16 protein-coding genes and 1 pseudogene are annotated in these 17171 nt (G+C 55.7%); 14 read left to right on the top strand and 3 right to left on the bottom strand.

Annotation, left to right across the window (positions count from 1 at the left end):
- The first annotated feature begins 35 nt into the window (after positions 1-35).
- The gene (locus tag WNY61_RS19745; RefSeq protein WP_342853149.1) at positions 36-1196 is read left to right on the top strand and encodes an IS30 family transposase; all 1161 of its coding nucleotides are present in this window, start codon (positions 36-38) and stop codon (positions 1194-1196) included.
- A gap of 566 nt (positions 1197-1762) precedes the next feature.
- Here WNY61_RS19745 and WNY61_RS19750 read toward each other — a convergent pair.
- On the bottom strand, positions 1763-3223 hold the full coding sequence (locus WNY61_RS19750) for a HAMP domain-containing sensor histidine kinase (protein WP_342853150.1): 1461 nt from the start codon (positions 3221-3223) through the stop codon (positions 1763-1765).
- 6 nt (positions 3224-3229) lie between these two features.
- On the bottom strand, positions 3230-3505 hold the full coding sequence (locus WNY61_RS19755; protein ID WP_342853151.1) for a hypothetical protein: 276 nt from the start codon (positions 3503-3505) through the stop codon (positions 3230-3232).
- 21 nt (positions 3506-3526) lie between these two features.
- On the opposite strand from WNY61_RS19755, the pseudogene WNY61_RS19760 reads away from it, so the two are divergent.
- Positions 3527-4255: pseudogene (locus WNY61_RS19760) on the top strand (transposase); the annotation flags it as partial.
- A gap of 555 nt (positions 4256-4810) precedes the next feature.
- On the opposite strand, the gene WNY61_RS19765 reads toward WNY61_RS19760, so the two are convergent.
- The gene (locus WNY61_RS19765; RefSeq protein ID WP_342853152.1) at positions 4811-5662 is read right to left on the bottom strand and encodes a MurR/RpiR family transcriptional regulator; all 852 of its coding nucleotides are present in this window, start codon (positions 5660-5662) and stop codon (positions 4811-4813) included.
- Between the two features lie 264 nt (positions 5663-5926).
- Here WNY61_RS19765 and WNY61_RS19770 point away from each other — a divergent pair, with 264 nt between their 5' ends.
- From WNY61_RS19770 to WNY61_RS19825, 12 genes are all read left to right on the top strand, one after another.
- Positions 5927-6889 carry a tripartite tricarboxylate transporter substrate binding protein gene (locus WNY61_RS19770; protein ID WP_342853153.1) on the top strand — a complete coding sequence of 321 codons (963 nt, stop codon included), beginning with the start codon at positions 5927-5929 and terminating at the stop codon, positions 6887-6889.
- An 8-nt stretch (positions 6890-6897) separates the two neighbouring features.
- Complete coding sequence (locus WNY61_RS19775) at positions 6898-7803, top strand: BMP family protein (protein ID WP_342853154.1); 906 nt, start codon at positions 6898-6900, stop codon at positions 7801-7803.
- A gap of 8 nt (positions 7804-7811) precedes the next feature.
- Positions 7812-8258 (top strand): tripartite tricarboxylate transporter TctB family protein, encoded by a 447-nt coding sequence (locus WNY61_RS19780; protein ID WP_342853155.1) that lies wholly within the window; start codon positions 7812-7814, stop codon positions 8256-8258.
- A gap of 1 nt (position 8259) precedes the next feature.
- Positions 8260-9765, top strand: coding sequence for a tripartite tricarboxylate transporter permease (locus tag WNY61_RS19785; RefSeq protein ID WP_342853156.1), 1506 nt, complete (start codon positions 8260-8262; stop codon positions 9763-9765).
- Positions 9766-10284: 519 nt separating this feature from the next.
- Positions 10285-10758, top strand: a complete 474-nt coding sequence (locus tag WNY61_RS19790) for a hypothetical protein (protein ID WP_342853157.1) — start codon at positions 10285-10287, stop codon at positions 10756-10758.
- An 11-nt stretch (positions 10759-10769) separates the two neighbouring features.
- The gene (locus WNY61_RS19795; protein ID WP_342853158.1) at positions 10770-11333 is read left to right on the top strand and encodes an AAA family ATPase; all 564 of its coding nucleotides are present in this window, start codon (positions 10770-10772) and stop codon (positions 11331-11333) included.
- Positions 11334-11406: 73 nt separating this feature from the next.
- A complete protein-coding gene (locus tag WNY61_RS19800) occupies positions 11407-11892 on the top strand; it encodes a hypothetical protein (protein WP_342853159.1) in 486 nt (161 codons plus the stop codon).
- Between the two features lie 183 nt (positions 11893-12075).
- Complete coding sequence (locus WNY61_RS19805; RefSeq protein WP_342853160.1) at positions 12076-13935, top strand: ATP-binding protein; 1860 nt, start codon at positions 12076-12078, stop codon at positions 13933-13935.
- Entirely contained in the window at positions 13932-14612 is a 681-nt protein-coding gene (locus WNY61_RS19810) for a response regulator (RefSeq protein ID WP_342853161.1), read from the top strand. The genes WNY61_RS19805 and WNY61_RS19810 overlap by 4 nt, the downstream gene beginning before the upstream one ends.
- 166 nt (positions 14613-14778) lie before the next feature.
- A complete protein-coding gene (locus tag WNY61_RS19815) occupies positions 14779-15186 on the top strand; it encodes a hypothetical protein (protein WP_323804477.1) in 408 nt (135 codons plus the stop codon).
- A 49-nt stretch (positions 15187-15235) separates the two neighbouring features.
- Entirely contained in the window at positions 15236-15508 is a 273-nt protein-coding gene (locus WNY61_RS19820; protein ID WP_342853162.1) for a hypothetical protein, read from the top strand.
- The gene (locus WNY61_RS19825; protein WP_342853163.1) at positions 15505-17022 is read left to right on the top strand and encodes a di-heme oxidoredictase family protein; all 1518 of its coding nucleotides are present in this window, start codon (positions 15505-15507) and stop codon (positions 17020-17022) included. Before WNY61_RS19820 ends, WNY61_RS19825 begins: the two co-directional genes overlap by 4 nt.
- Positions 17023-17171: the final 149 nt, after the last annotated feature.

Genomic DNA, 17171 nt, shown 5'->3' on the forward strand with positions numbered 1-17171 from the left:
CACTTTAACCTTTATGGAAAGTTGGAGTGTTCAACATGAAGTATCGGCGCAGGGTTTATTACTCGGCAGAGCAGCGAGCTGAGATTTGGGACCGTTGGCAGCGTGGGGAGTCGATGAGCTCGATCGGGCGGGTGTTTGACCGGCAATCATCCTCGGTCTTTTCCGTGATTTCACCGACGGGCGGCATCAGACCGCCAGATCGCAGACGCGGCAGCCACGCTCTGAGCCTTTCTGAGCGCGAAGAGATTTCACGAGGGCTCAGCATCAAGCACTCTTTACGCGCGATTGCGGGGCAATTGGGGCGTGCGCCTTCGACCATCTGCCGCGAGGTCCGGCGCAACAGTGGGTCTGCCGGCTATCGTGCCGCTGCTTCAGACCAAGCAGCGTGGGATCGCGCCTTGCGTTCCAAGATGTGTAAGCTGGCTTGTCACCCCGCATTGAGCCGCGCAGTATCCGCTAAGCTGAGGCGAAAGTGGTCACTTGAGCAGATTGCCGGCTGGCTCAAGCGTGCGTTCCCGGGAGAGGCGCAGAAACAGGTGTCACACGAGACGATCTATCGAAGCCTTTATATACAAGCGCGTGGTGCCCTGAAGAAGGAGCTACTTGAGCACCTGCGCGCCAAACGAACAATCCGCCGATCCAAGCATGCGAGCCTCAAGCGCAACGGCCTTGGCCAGATCAAGGATGCAATATCGATCAGCCAAAGGCCGGCATCCGTGGACGACAGAGCGGTGCCGGGGCACTGGGAGGGCGACCTGATCGGAGGTTCAAAAAACAGCAATATCGCGACCCTCGTGGAGCGGCATTCCAGATATGTCTTGCTTGTAAAAGTTGCGAATAAGGACACCGAAAGCGTCGTCTCAGGACTGATCAAGTCGGCTCAGAGGTTGCCACGCGAACTCTACAAATCCCTGACATGGGATCGCGGCAAAGAGCTGGCTGATCATCAACGCCTGACTATGGCAACCGATGTCGAGATCTACTTTTGCGACCCACAATCCCCTTGGCAGCGAGGATCAAATGAAAACACCAACCGGCTTTTGAGGCAATATTTGCCGCGCGGAACAGATCTAACTGTCCATTCTCAAGCAAAACTCAGTGCAATCGCTAGACAGCTGAACGAACGGCCTCGCAAGACCTTGCAATATCAGACGCCAGCGGAGAAGTTCGCACAGTGTGTTGCGTCGATCAGTTGAGCCCGCCGCGAAAACCGGCCATTCGCTGCGACGTCGATTTTATATAGAGAAATGCCGGAAGCAGACATTTGCAGTGCTCAGAAAGCCACCAACCTGCCTAAGCCTTTTGGTTCGAAGGCGCGAAGCGCGCGACAAAGTCAAAGTCTTGGGCTTTGCTAAAATTGACAGGTGATGTCTGCAAAGCGTGTTGGCAATAATGGACACACGGTGAGCGTCTGCGTTGGTCGCAAAACACAAATCCGAAAAATAGTGAGTCTTATGAGCTTCGCAGCTTTGTTATTCGTGCAAGCACTTTCCAAAGCACGTAACGCGGCCATGTGGGACGCCCTGTGTCAATGACTGCCTTACGAACCTTGGCGCCTTTCTCGGGACTTGCGGATTCTCGCTTTACCTTCGCCTAAGAGGGCACCAAACTTTAGCTGCTACAATCCGCTATGCAGCTTTCAACCATTTCTACTGCGTTGGCCATAACCTCGGTTGCGTCGCAATCGGCAGGATGCTCATCCGCTTCACCCGATTTGGCGTAGAATTGGGGTATCGCCCTGAGGATCAAAAACGGGTTGTGCTTAGGCGACCTTCAGCAGGCCAGCGGCTTCGTTATCGGATCCGATGCCAATAGGCAGGATGAAATAGAACACGCTTCCTTCACCGACGGCACTGATAACCCCAATCTCCCCGTCATGGGCCTGAATAATCGCTTTTGAAATGGCCAGGCCAAGGCCAGTCCCGTTGTGCTTCCTTGTATTTGTTGAATCTACCTGCGTGAACCTCTCAAAAATCATGCCCTGATCCGCCTCTGAAATGCCGCAGCCCGTATCACCGACTGCGACCCGGATCGATCCGTCACTCTGCTGAACAGAAACTTCAACTTTTCCGCCCACCGGAGAGAATTTAGCTGCGTTGGATACCAGGTTGCGAATGACTTGAGCAATCCTGTCGGGATCGACATTGGCAAGCAGCGCGCTGTCATCCCCGAACAAACGATACTCAATATGCTGATGGGGCCCGTAGGTCTCTAAAATTTCAAGTTCATCTCGCAAAAGACTGGTCAAATCGGTCGGGCGTTTGATCATCTCAAGGTTGCCGGTATCCAGCTTTTCGAAATCCAAAAGGTCATTGACAAGCAAGTTGAGGATGCTTGCGTTCTTTGCCGCCATGGCCACCAACCGCTGCGCTGGTCCGGATAGATCGATGATCTTTCCGGATATCAAAATATCGAGCGAGCCTTTGATGGACGTCAAAGGAGTTCTCAGTTCATGGCTGACGGTAGAGATAAATTCGCTCTTGGCTTTGTCCGAGGCTTGCGCGCGAGTTTGGGATTTTTTCAACTCTATGTTTTTCAAGTTGATGCGGCGGAACATGAGCCATATGCCGATTGAAGGTATTAAAAGCGCTAAGCCGATCATGCCCATCATCGCCGCTCCAACAAATGCGTATTCCCTCCTTACGGCAGCAGTCTTGTTCGTTTGATCCATATAGGTTTCTGCAATCGCCACCATTCGCCCGTTGTCGAATACTGGTAGGTAGGTTTCGCTATATAGATTAGGGCGATTAGGCTTATTTCGCCCGTCTTCGACAGATGTAAAAGGCTGCCCTGAACTCACAACACCTGAAGCAAGAGGGTTATGCTTTCCGAGGTCCTCTCCTGTAGCATTAAAATCATCAGATACGTAGCGAAGCACTCCGTCAGCGCTGAAGATCTTAAAGCGGAAGACACCGGCAAAGTCGGTCAAATTTTTGAAGGTTTCCCAATCTTCAGTTTTTATAGGCAGCCCTTCAGCCAAGTTCGCGATGTGCGGAGCTTGGCTTATCGCGAATTCGGCCCATTCAAGAGATCGGCGGGAGGCGTCGCGTTCCACCGCTTGATGAACCAGCGCCGATGCAATCCGTAGGGTCGCGATCATCAGCAAAATGAAGAATGCGAGAGAACCCGCGACCATCAACTTTGATCTTGGGCGCACGGATGAAGCTTTATCACCAATTACAACAGCACTCTTTCCGAGGTCTAAAGCCGAAGTATCCGACATGTGTAATTACTCCAAAAAGTCGTGCTCTCGGCAAGAACCGATAACTAAAGAGGCTGGGCTGTTGCGGGTAAAAATTGACAAATTGAAAGACAAACAGGCCATGTTCCAGAAACCGTAGTTTTGAATATCGGCAAAAATGAGACCGACATCGGACCGCGCTGTGCAAAGTTCCTTAGGCATCTGGCGCTGAAGCGGAGACTGCTTGGAATGTTCACCCCTGTCTGACGTCAGCACCTGTGGGACAGATTTGATGATTTGAACAACGGAGGGTTTCTGGTTCATCGTAGCCTTTAAGGAGCGAAGATGAACAAGAAGCCCGGAACATCGAAAGATGCAGCCGACAAGCTGGTCAAAAACATCCGCCGCAAGACCCGCCAGACCTACTCGGCGGAGGAGAAGAACCGCATTATTTTGGCCGGATTGCGCGTGGAGGAGAGCATCTCTGCGTTATGTCGCCGCGAGGGTATCTCTGACAGCCTGTATTATACTTGGTCGAAGGAATTCCTTGAGGCTGGAAAGCGTCGCCTCTCCGGCGACACAGCGCGTCAGGCGACATCGCTTGAGGTGAAGGATCTGCGATCCTAGGCCGTGGCTCTGAAGGAATGCGTGGCTGACCTAACCCTTAAAAACCGTCTGCTCAAAAAAAGCATGACAGGGGCTGGGGAGTTCGAGGAATGAGGTATCTACTACCCGACAGTCGCTGCTTGCAGCGATGAGAGGGCAGCAACCGAGAAGCTTGAGATCATTCGCACGGTTGAGGGATCACACCTGCCCACAAAAATGACCCTTGATATGCTGGGTATCCCGCGCACGACATTTTACCGCCCATCTCACACATGCAACGCATGTGTTGCCGGTCAACGGGATATGACCGCTACGTCGAAGGCGGCCTTGACGCTTTAACGGGACCGCGCGCCTCGGTCGAAGTCGGTCTGGAACCGAATTCCGCAGGACCGGCGGGATGATCTGATCGAGTTTGCGCTGGAACATGAGGCGCTGACCCCACGCGAACTGGCCGTCATTCTCTCGGAGGCATCAAGGATGCCTCCGTTTTAATGCGATTCAACGACCCCTCGCCAAACTGGCTGACCACTGCGCGTCTGTCGAAAACCCTCTCAGTCCATGAAGAGAAGCTCTGCGCGTTGGGCGCTGTCCCTGTAATTTTGCATGCTGATTGCGGCCGTGATGCGCGCTACGAGAAGGCCGTCGCGAACTACGGCAGCTCTGGCTATTGGCGTTACGTGCTGCCAGATGGACTTATCGATGTAGACCTGGCCCGGGACGGGATCATCTATTTCGACGGGGCGCCGATGACCACAGATCGCAATGAAGCTGTAGCCCATCAAAGAGCCACTACGCGTCCCTGCCCCTGTGGGGGGCTGAGCAAGAAACACCCACATACGATGACGCAGTATTTCATATGGCCCGAAACGGCTGAGACAATATTGGGCGAGCTTTGCGACTTTCCAATTCCCTGCGCAATGCGATTTTGGCGCCAAACGCTTCGACAGCCCCCACTGTAATCTTTTCAGCAATCGGGCTCGCAGCGACCGTCTTGTTCTGGCTCTAAAACAATGGGTCTAGAGCCTAAACCTCTTTCAAACGTTCATTGATCTCGTCGATACGCCGCAGACGGGTGCGGGCCGCCAATCCGGCGCGTAACGTGGCGCGTGTGACGATTTGGTGGCAGAGCGACATCACGGACGCATGGTTGAACTGCGGGCTCGAGGTTTCGATGCGGCAGCGGAAATGCCATTTCGCCCGGTCATCAGGTTGGCTTCCATCATCGGTGATAAGCCCGATTTGTGCCCCAAGGGCTTGCAACTCATCCAGGGCGAGATCGGTATTTGCCATCCGGCGGCGTAGGGCGATCCAGATCACCAAATCGTCAGGCTGGATTGTGGCAAAATGCTCACCAAGGCTTTCACCGGCATGCGGAATGATGGCCGCGTCAGGCACCACTTTCGCCAGTTGCCAATAGATGTACTCCGCAAAGCTGTGGCTGATCCGATACCCCGCGAGCCAGACCTTACGCGCACTCACAATCGCCTCGGCAAGCGCATCCAGATCCGCGGCATCGATATGCTCAAACGTCCATACGATGTTTTGCATTTCCTCCTGCATGCTGGTGGCGAGCTGGCTTTCGTGGGGCACGTTCTCGGCATGTGCCAGAAAATGGCGTGATCCGGTTTGTCGCTCTTCGCGAGCGGCGCGGCGCGCGGTTTCGTAACTGGCAAATCCGATGCGCCGGACAAATCGGGAGACCGTCGCCTTGGACACACCACTCAGCCGGGCCAGTTCTTGCGCATCGTAGGAGGCAAGATCCCCTGGAAAATCCAGCAGGAATGCCCCCAACTTGCGTTCGGCGCGGTGCAAGTTGGGCAGGCTGGACCGGATGCGGGCCAAAAATGTCATGTCGTCGTGAAATTCGGGTTCCATACGGGTAATCTGAGTGGGCAGCTCGTCTGGCGCAAGTTCAAAGCCTGTTGATTCGGAAAATATCGCGAGGTTGGCCATAAGAAGGGGTTTTGCTCCGTTCTCGTCGAGAGCGCAAATGGGTTTTATCCTAAAAATCACGCCCAATTTCTGGGCAATACCACGATTCCGTTTCAGAAAATTCGTAAAACTTCAGTTTCCTGTAGGCGCAGCAGGCGACTTTCGTGAAACCTTAGTTTCACGGATTCACTCAGAGGGAACCAGAATATGAAACGTAGACATCTGCTCGGCGCAACTTTTTCCACACTCGCCATCCTTTCCATGCCCGTCTTTGCCGAAACCAAGTGGCCCGAACGCCCGGTGAAGATTCTGGTATCCTTTCCTCCGGGCGGGTCCAGTGATCTTGTGGCACGGATGCTTGGCGAAAAACTGTCGGCAACGCTTGGCCAGCAGTTTGTGGTCGAAAACAAACCCGGTGCAGCCGGTACAGTAGCCGCGTCAGCTTTGAAAGCTGCGGACCCGGATGGCTATACCTTCATGCTGTCTAATCTGACCCCGTTTAATGTCGCGCCAGTCCGTTTTCCCGACACGCCCTATGACCCGATCACGGACTTCGATCACATCACCTATATCGGCACGGTCCACCTTGGCCTGTTCGCCGCCTCGTCCATGGGAGTCAGTGACCTTGAGGCGTTGATCGCGGCGGCACAGGCCGATCCGGGCAAATACGAATACGGCAGCTCGGGCGTGGGCTCTTGGGGACATATCATTGCCGAGCAGTTCCAGAACGTGACTGAGGCCGAGCTGTTCCACATTCCCTACAAAGGCTCTGGCCCGATGCGTCTGGATTTCCGAGGTGGCGTGGTTCCGTCCATCTTTGATGCGGTGCCGCAGAACCTGCCGGCGGTGCAGGACGGTACGGCAATCCCGCTGGCCGTCACAGCGACAGAGCGCCTTTCCTCTCTGCCCGAGGTGCCGACCTTCACCGAGTTGGGCTATGACATCGTGGCGGAAAACTGGCTGGGGTTGAGCGCTCCAGCGGGGGTCGATGGTGAGATCAAGGCCAAGCTGGACATGGCGCTGACCGAGGCGATGAGCTTGCCCGATGTGCAGGCGCAGTTCGACACATGGGGACTGGTGCGCGAACCCAAAACCAGCGCGGAGTTTGAGGCCTTTGTGAGCGATTTGCTGGCGCAGTGGACGCCCTTGGTTACGGCGGCAATGGAATGAGCGCCAAGATGAAGATTGCCGTCTTTTTTGTGGGCGAAGTGCGGGACGCTGGCTTTAATGCCAGCGCCCTTGCGGGTGCCGAGGCGGCGACCGCCGAAGCGCTGGCTGATATCTCGATCGTGTCTGGCGTGCTCTACGATCAAGATGAAATCCGCGAGCGTCTGGCAGAGGTGGTGCCCGAGGTCGACGGATTGGTGTTTATCGGTGGTCAGGGCAATATCGCGACGCTTGAAGTAGCAGACCAATATCCCGATAAGAAATTTGCCATCGTGCAGGGCGAACGGACCGGTTCGAACCTTGCCAGCTATGACGTTCGCCAAGAGGACTCGGCCTTTTTGGCGGGCGCACTTGCTGCGCGGATGACCAAAACCGGGACAGTCGGCCATTTGTCCGGGCACCGGGTGCCACCCGGTCTTAAAGGGCGCGCGGCCTTTGTTGCGGGGGTCAGGCATGCGGATCCTGACGTTCAAACTTTGACTGGCTTTTGCGGAACGCAGGACGACAGCGCCATCACCAAGGCTTGGACTGAGGCGGAAATCGCGGCGGGGGCAGATATCGTGTTCACGATGCTCAATGATGCGCGATCCGGCGCAATCGAGGCCTGTCGTAACGGCGGAGGCCGTCAGATTGGCAACGCGCTGGATTGGGTCGACGTCGATCCCGAGGTGTTCATAGCATCTGCGATGGCAAGGATTGATTTGGGGGTGAAGGCGGCGATTGCCGATATGGTGGCGGGTGTGACCCCGGACGAGATTGTCGAGCTTGGCCTGGCAGACGGGGATTTTGTAACCCTGTCGATGGGGGCTGAGGTTTCGGAGGCCGCCAGAGAATACATCGCAAGCTTGGCCGAGGGCATTCGCAGGGGCACAATCGCCGTTCCGAATGTCTACGACGGCCCCGAGTTCGAGCTGTAGGAGCCACCATGCGTCGTACCGCCATGATATCCCAGATCGGCCCGCTCATCATGCTAGCGGCGGGGCTTACGTTTGCCTTTGGCGCGATCGCGAGCCTTGATCTGGGCTCGTTTCGCCGGATGGGATCGGGCGCCTTTCCGCTGTTGGTCGGGGGTCTTTTGTCCGTGCTGGCCGCTATCGGGCTGGTACAAAATTTGCGTGCCCCGATGGAGACTGCCAAGGCCGATCCAATCGCCGTTTTGGGGGTGGCCGGGGGCGTTGCCTCGTTTGCCTTTTTCACCCCCTTGCTTGGGGTTCTCCCGGCCACGGCCATTGCTGTTTTTGCCACCGGATCGGCAATACCGGGGTTTCGCTGGCCATTTCGGATCGCTTTGGCCCTCGGGGTTGCAGTCGGCGTCTGGCTAATCTTCGTGCGCGGGCTGGGTATGCCCTTTGTTTCCATCAAAGGACTTTAATATGGACGTTCTGACAAATTTGGCATTGGGGTTCAGTACGGCCACGACGGCGTCCAATTTGCTGTACTGCTTCATCGGCGTCTTTCTGGGCACCTTCATTGGCGTGCTGCCCGGTGTGGGTCCGCTGGCGGCTGTTGCCATGCTGCTTCCGGTCTCGTTTTACCTCGAGCCGACCACGGCGTTGGTGATGTTGGCGGGAGTCTATTACGGCGCGGAATATGGCGGCTCGATCGCCTCAATTCTGCTGAATATTCCCGGCACACCGTCGTCTTCAGTCACCTGTATCGATGGCTACCCAATGGCCCAGCAGGGCAAAGCCGGCATCGCGCTCTTTGCCACCTCTGTCGCGTCCTTCTTCGGTGGTATTGTCGGCGTCATCGTCATGGTCCTTCTCGCGCCAAAGCTGGCCGAGTTCGCCCTGCTGTTCCAACCAGCCGAATACTTTTCGGTCATGGTGCTCGGGCTAATTGCCGCTTCGATTGTCAGCTCATCTGGCGTTGTGCGCGGCTTGATGATGGTGTGCTTGGGCATCTTGCTTGGTGCAATTGGTGTTGACGTCAACAGCGGCGATGCGCGGTTCACGGCGGGCATTCCTGAGTTGCGCGACGGGGTGTCGCTGGTCGTTGTCGCGATGGGCTTGTTTGGCATCTCCGAAGTCATGGTGTCCCTGCGGGGGGCAACGCAAAGCTATGCCGGACAAAACGTGCGCGGGCGCGATATTTTCCCAACCTGGGCCGAGTGGCGGCGTAGCTTTCTACCCGCCTTGCGTGGCTCTGCCATCGGGTCATTCTTTGGCACATTGCCGGGCACCGGCCAGACAGTCGCCAGCTTTGTCGGCTATGCGCTTGAGAAGAAAGTCAGCCGTAACAAGGCGCATTTCGGTAAGGGCGCGATTGAGGGGGTCGTCGTGCCGGAATCCGCCAACAACGCGGCGGCGCAAACCGCTTTCATCCCCACCTTGACGCTGGGGATACCCGGCTCAACCACAATGGCGCTGATGCTTGGCGCGTTGATGATCCACGGGATCACTCCGGGCCCGCGGCTTATTTCCGATCACCCTGATCTATTCTGGGGTCTTGTCGTTAGCTTTCTGTTCGGGAACTTCTTCCTTTTGGTTCTGAATATTCCGTTAATTGGTCTATGGGTGCGTCTGCTGCGGGTGCCGCATTATTACCTGTACCCGACCGTTATCATGATGATTTGCGTCGGGGTTTACGGGATTTCAAATTCGCTGGTGGACGTCTGGGCAACGCTTGCCTTTGGGCTTATCGGCTACGTCCTGCGCCTGTTTCGCTTCGAACCCGCGCCGATGTTGATTGGCTTTGTGCTTGGGCCGATGATGGAGGAATTTTTCCGTCGCGCCATGTTGCTGTCGCGGGGGGACCCGATGGTCTTTCTTGAGCGGCCCGGCAGCGCGGCATTGCTTGGTTTGGGTGCATTGCTGCTGTGTGCGTCCGCCCTGCCGATCAAAGGCATTTTGCGATGGCTGTTGCCAGCACGATCCTGATCTTCTCCTCGGCCTAGTACTTTTAGTGTGTCATACGGCAGATAACTTTGACCATCTGCTTGGTGAGAGAAGCTTGCCCAGCGAACGACGGGTTCCTGACTTTCACCGGCAAATCATGACCCGCCGCAGTGGCAGGCCCTCCGGCCGCGGCGTTTCACGGCCCCATGAAAACTAGGGGTCCGCGGGAGCCTTGGTGGCAAATCCTGTCTGGTGATTTCATGTCAGTGAAACGGCGGGCAATTCAGCGGCATTTCGGCTGGATTGTCTTCCACTTTCTAGGTCTATTTCTTCTACTGCGCGTTAAATTCTTGAAATTTATTGCTTTCAAAAGTGCCGATCCGAGAGGGTCGGCATCTTTCGTTGACGGCCTTGGAGCGAGGCAAGGTGGTTGACGGAAGGCACCAGATGTTCGCATAAAGTTCTCAAGGTTCCGGATCCTCTCGCTTAACCCAAGGCAGTCATTCGCTGTCGAATGCTGGTCGCTAAGTTACTGGTGAACTGGTCATGAGAGGACATCAAATGCCACGCATCAAATTTGCCGACGTGAGATTCCCGGACCCGAATGCTCCGTCGGTCTTTGACATCGAACATCGGTTGAAACAGTACCTGATCAATTTCCGAGAAAAGATGGGCAAATGCAAACCAGACAATCAAATCTCTGACCGAGATCGGCGCAATATTTTGCAAAAGATAGCAGTCTACAGAGACGCGGTTTCTCGTAGATCGGGCATGGGCCATCTTGCTGACAAAGACCGCCAGAGGCTGGAAGTGTTCCGCCATGGCACAGAGCCGGTTCAAGTTGTATCCGAACACCGCGCCGATGAGATTGCTTCCGCCATCCATTCCGAGATGCCTTGGATGGCAGCAGCAACTGAGATGATCTGGCAGGACATGCGCGCTTCTGTGCGCAACGGTTATCCGGCACCGCGTTTAAGGCCGCTGCTCTTGGTGGGGCCACCCGGGACTGGAAAACCTTCTGGGCCCGGTCCTTAGCGCAGCATCTGATGGTGCCGACATCAGTGATTGAAGCTACCGCCGAACCCGCATCATTCTCCGTAGCTGGATCGCAACGTGGTTGGGGATCTGCAGGGCCAGGAAAGCCCTTGGAATTCATCATGGCCAGCGGTGTCGCGAACCCGGTTATTGTGATCGATGAAATTGAGAAAGCTGGCACGGTCGAGTCCATGAAAGGGCAGCGATTCAATTTGTCCGAAGGTCTTTTGCCATTTCTCGAGCGCTCTACGGCCGCGCAGTGGTCTTGCCCCTATTTCCGCGTATCCTTTGATATGTCGTGGGTTACATGGATCATGACCGCAAACAGCGTGGAGGGGTTGCCCGCACCGTTTCTCAGCCGTTGCCCCCCTTTAGAGATTCCTCCGCTTTCAATGGAGCACCTGCTTGGATTTGCAAATCGTTTGGGCGCAGATAGGAACCTCCCGCCCGAAGCCGTTTATGTCGTGAAGGAAGTCATCGAGGCTATCAAGGCTCCGCAGCTCATAAGCCTACGATCAGTCGCGAGAATGCTGGATGCTGTTGAGCAGGCGATCAACCGACCGAACTTACATTGACAGAGAGAAACCGGACGCGAGCCCAGAGAGCTTGTGACGCAACCGAACCAGATGGTCTCTATAGGAGGTGCTCATGCCTTTCAATGTTAGTCGAGGGACGCGTTCGCAAACCCAAGATTCCCCCCTCACTCCAGACAAATCTAAACCATGTCCATGTAGCGTAGTTGAAGCATTGTCACGCCACGTAGCAGGAGCTTTCACCGATATTCCCGGCTCAATGGAAGAGCGCCAAACTCCCCACGTGGAAGTGGTAGCCCGTTCAGCACCTCACAAGAGGTTGAGGTTGGCATCAGGCGGGTTCAAAAGTTCGTCTGAATTTGCGGGTAGTGGTTCGGAGGATTATAGACCAGGGAAGCTCGAATACGATGTCCGCAATCGAGCTGGTGACGGGCCGCCTGCGCGCCTGAAGCTGCATGCTAAGCATTTGGTGCTGCGAAAGATCTCAAAGGCCCTAAGGGTCCGAATTAACCCGAGCATGGATGAACTTGGACCGTACATCGTCATCGACAATGTGACATCAGCAGAAATTCTGATCATTGCGCAGATATTTGAAGATTAAGTATCAACGTTATCGGCAGAGAGGGCGGTGAGCGGTCATACGCTGCAAGCGCGAGCCTGGATTGCCCCTCCGGCGAGTGCCGACATTCAGACAAATATATAAACGGGGCTTCTCTCTGCGGCGTGGAAGGCGGCAGTGAGCCCACAGTAGACGTGACGAAGTCTTGCTGCACGCGTTCGCCGCATGAAGAATTTCTGCGTAGGCGTAACGTTCATTGCCGTCGTGCCGCGGGAGAACTGGTCATTCATGCAGGTCGTAGCGAGAATCGCCGCTGCAAACTTTTCAACGCATACTGCATTCGCATCTGTGAAAAACGCCACGGTGGAGGGGGCAAAAAAAGAAAAACCGCGTTTACACGGGACGGAGCGCCGTCGGAGTGACCTACCGACTTGCCTGCGTTTTGTCTGGTATTGCTTTGGCGGTGAAACTGGGTTCCGAGCGGCCATAACAGGTGCCGTGCGCTTGGATCCGACACGCGCCGCGCGTTGGAAACTACAGATTTTGTGGGCGTTTCCTTCAGGTGCAAAAATGTCGAATTGGATAAAATCCTGCATACACCCTGCACATTTTAATGCGATATCATCCCGTATGAAAAATATCCGCAGGTCTTTGTTTGCCAAAATATTTGCTGCTATCGCGGCGACCGCTGTATTGGTCGTTATGGTTATGGCGTTGATGGTTGCGGCATGGATGCGAGATGGTTTTGCCCAGTATCTGCTTCGGGGTGAACTTGCGCGGTTCGATGACCTGACATCCTCTTTAGCTGAGGCACATCGGGGCAGTTGGGCCGAGTTTGCGGATAATCCGCAACAATGGAGCTACTTTCTGCGCGCGCATACCCCACGGCCGGGCATAGACAGCGGCCGACCGCCTCCTCCTCCGCCTGGCGGGCCGCCGCCAATGACAAGCAATCCGCCACCCTTTGGCGCAGGTGGTGAAGACCTGAGACTGGACGAACGACTTGTTCTACTTGATCGCGAGGGTAACCATATTGCCGGCAATCCGAAGCGCTTGAAGGTGTTTGACCGTCGCCCGATTTGTGCGCAAGGCGATTGCGCCGATGGAGAGCTTCTCGGCTATCTTGGGATGAACGCACCCGTCGCAGCCGAGAACGCCAGTGAAGCATTTTTCCTACGTGGCCAGTATTTGTCTCTCCTGCTGGCGGCCTTGATTGCAATCGCCATTTCAGCTGCTGCGGCCTATATCATCGCGCGTCAGTTATTGGGGCCGATCAGGCGATTGGAAGCTGGAGCGAAAACGATGGCCGCGGGTAATTATACCGCACGTATCAGGCAGGATCGCACCGATGAACTGGGGCAGTTGATCGACCACTACAACAGTTTGGCCGCAAACCTTGAACAGACTGCAAAGGCCGAGCGGGAGTGGATATCGAACACCAGTCACGAATTGCAAACCCCTCTTGCGGTGCTGCGCGCTCAAGTAGAGGCACTTCAGGACGGGATACGCCAGCCCGATGGAAAGACACTGACCGAGATGCACGCGGCGTTGATGCGGCTGTCCCGATTGGTGCAGGACCTCAAGACGCTGTCTTACGCACGCGAAGCCGAACTGTCGGCCAATTTTTCCCGCGAAGACCTGTCGGGAATCGCAAGCGTGTCCGCCGAAGCAGCGAGATCGAAACTGGCCACGCAGGGCATAGATTTGGACCTTGATCTGGCGGCCCGGATATTGATTGACTGCGACGGTGGGCAAATTGGTCAGGTCATCGATAATCTGCTTGAGAATGCGGGCAGATATACGGACGGACCGGGCCAAGTGCGCATGAGATTGAGGGAAACAGGGGATTATGCAGTTCTGAGCGTTGATGACACACCGCCCGCGCCACCGGATGCCGATATTGGTCGGCTGTTTGACCGCTTTTTCCGCGTGGAGGGTTCAAGATCGCGTGCATCGGGTGGGTCGGGATTGGGCCTGTCTGTGTGCAAGGCGATTGTCGAGGCCCACGGCGGCACGATTACTGCGGGACACTCGGCCTTGGGCGGGCTGAAAATCACCATACGATTGCCGAAGGAGACCGCATGACAGTGCCACACATCTTGATCGTGGAAGATGAGGTAGCCCTTGCTGAAATCGTGCGGGATTATCTGATTGCAGAGGGCATGAGCGTCGACCTGCTGGCCGAAGGCACAGGCGCTGTCGAAATTGCGCAGGCACAGCAGCATGATCTGGTCATTCTTGACCTGATGCTGCCTGGTGTGGATGGTCTGTCAATCTGTCGTGAGTTACGCAAAACATCCGACGTCCCAATCATCATGACAACCGCAAAAGTAGAAGAGATCGACCGCCTGCTGGGGCTTGAGCTCGGAGCCGACGACTATCTGTGCAAGCCATATTCCCCTCGCGAGCTTGTTGCGCGGGTCAGAGCGGTCTTGCGTAGACGCCCCTCTGGCGGCGTGGTCGAGCCTGCGCATACCGATACACGTTTGGCGATCGATGCCGACAAGTGGCAAGCGAGGATTGATGGCATCGAGCTTGGCCTCACACGGCGTGAATTTGCGTTGCTGCAATCGCTGGTCGCGCGTCCAGGGCGGGTCTTTTCGCGCGATCAACTGCTGTCGCTGGCTTTTCCGGATGATACCGAAGTATTTGACCGTACCGTTGACAGCCACATCCGGAACATGCGCCGAAAAATCGCTGCGGTGAGCACGTGGGACCCCATCCGCTCGGTCTATGGCGTGGGCTATGCCTACGACGGATGAAGCGAACAACAATTGCTTTCCGACTGATACGTGAGCTGAATTTGGAACAGCAGGAGTTTTTTTCCTGTCTTCATTTTGCCTGCATAATTGCTGCAAACTCGCTTCTTAAAGAACGGGCAAATTGAACCTGTGAAGGGCGACTCAACGCCTATACAGGAGACCAAAAATGTTCGCAGAAAAAATCAGAGCGATCCGTGCGCAGTTCGCAGCAAACCGAAAAATTCCGATCTACAGATCGACTGTCCCGCGCATTCGTGGCAACCAAAACATCCTTCTTGCAACGACCTTCGCCGTCGTCATTCTTGGTGCGCTCAACATTTCGGCAGTCCGGGCTGAGAGCGCTTCTGCCACTTCAGCGCAAAGCTTTTCTGTCGCACAATCCGCTCCGGCTGGACAAGGAAACCGGGCGGGTCGTCCACCTCGTGAAGCGCTTGACGCCTGCGCAAATGTAGATCCGCAGTCGGCATGTTCATTCAATAATCGCGAGGGTGAAACGGTCCAGGGCAAATGTATGTCCCCCAAGGCCGATGTACCCTTGGCGTGCGTGCCTGCAAATCCGCCAAAGAACGGCTGATTTACTCCGATCTACCCCACTTCCAGCAACAGCTCGGAAAGGAAAGCTCATGAGATCTCTCATAAAGCTGCCTGTATTTCTGTTCGCCTCCGCCATCGCTCTTTTTGATGGGCGCAAAGGTTCGTCTGCATCAGTCGCACACATCGCTGCTTCTGAGGCCCACATTCCCCTTTCGATCGGGCTTCAGAAGAACGCAGAAGCAAAGGTTTGGTCAAATAATCTTGCTGCCAAACTCTCAAAAGCGGGAACAGGCCGCGAGGTCTCAGAGCGGGGTAGGGCAATCGGTCGTCTGTCGGAAAAAAATGAATGGAGCGATACATGAACAAATGTTATTCAAGCATCGCTCCTGCCACTTTTTTGACTACCGTTCTCTTCACGCCGCTCACCGCTATTGCAGAAGAACCCCTCCAGCAGGTTGACCAAAACTATCTCAATGAGTTGGTGATACGCGATCAGGGCGATACTGCATTTTTGCAGGCGTTCGAGGCAGGTGATAAGCTGTCCGAATTCGACTTTACCGCAAATCACGGGGTTGGTGCCAATATTGGCGAAGGCCGCCGTTTTACAAGGTTTCCGCGTGCCGATCTGGACGGGGATCAGGAATGGGCAACCCATTTCCCGAAACGTGAAGGCGGTGCAAATGCCACAAGCTGCATAAGCTGTCACAGCGCACCCTTCGCCAACGGAGCTGGAGGTGTCGCGATGAATGTGGTCCTCGATCCGGATCATACGGGCGATCCAAGTCAATATCTCGAACGGAACACCACATCGCTGTTTGCGCTCTCTATTCCGCAGCGCCTCGCAGAGGAAATGAGCGTCGAGCTTTACCTCCTGCGCGAAGACGCGAGGCAGCTCGCGTGTGCAAAAGGATCTGCGACCGTAGCTCTTGTAGCCAAGGAGGTTGCGTTTGGCAGCTTGTCATTGACCCGTATCAGCGAGGACCCCTGCGAAGTATCGATTGATACAAGTCAGCTGGCCGGTATCGACGCTGATCTGGTGGTTCGTCCGTTCGGCTGGAAAGGCAATCACGCCACGATCAGGTCGTTTACCCGTGATGCGGCGCATAACGAATTGGGTTTGCAGGCAACCGAGTTGGTCGGCGCACAGGATGGCGACTATGATGGCGTGATCCACGAGCTGAGTGTTGGTGATGTCACTGCGCTCACCCTTTACATGGCAGCGCTCGAACGGCCTGTCAGCACGGTTGAGCTGGCGGATATCGGGGTCATCGACCTTGCGGAGGTGCAGAAGGCAGACATCGCCGCCGGAGAGCATCTGTTTAACACTGTGGGGTGCAGCAGTTGCCACACCCCAAGCATGACAATCGCCGACCCAACGTTCAGCGCGCCGAGCCGCGTTGCCGGATACGCCGATATTCTGTTTCCTGACGGGTCCAGCCCCGAGGCGCATGGTTTGGTCTCTGATACCGCTATCACGTTCGACATGCGGCTTGATCCGCCGAACAATCAAATCCTGCTGGGCAGTGGCGGTATGTACCATCTCGGAGCGCTTGAAACCGACGCAAAAGGGAAGGGGATCGCCTGCTGGTACTCCGACTTCAAACGCCATGACATGGGGCCCGCTCTGTCAGATCCGTCCGATCCGCTCGGCATGGGCGCATCCGTGTTTCTAACACGCTCGCTTGCTGGCGTGGGTTCAACCGGCCCGTGGCTACACGACGGCCGGGCGACGACACTGGAGGAAGCGATCCTTGCGCATGGCGGCGAGGCAGCAGTCAGCCGAAATGCCTATGCGGCGATGTCTGACGCGGATGCTGCGCGGATCGTGAGCTTTCTCGAAAGCCTAATCTTGTTCAGTGCAGATGAAGCGCACTGACGATTGCTTCCCCCTGAATACAAACAATGGATACGCCCAATGACACTCAAATCTTACCTCTGGCCAAGCCTGTTCGGGCTCGCATTCTTAGGTGCGGCACCTATGGCGCTGGCCCATCCCGACATTGCTGAATTTTCCGAAACAGCCTT

Origin of the sequence: Sulfitobacter sp. AS92 (genome assembly GCF_038900015.1) — a bacterium.
Classification (GTDB): domain Bacteria; phylum Pseudomonadota; class Alphaproteobacteria; order Rhodobacterales; family Rhodobacteraceae; genus Sulfitobacter.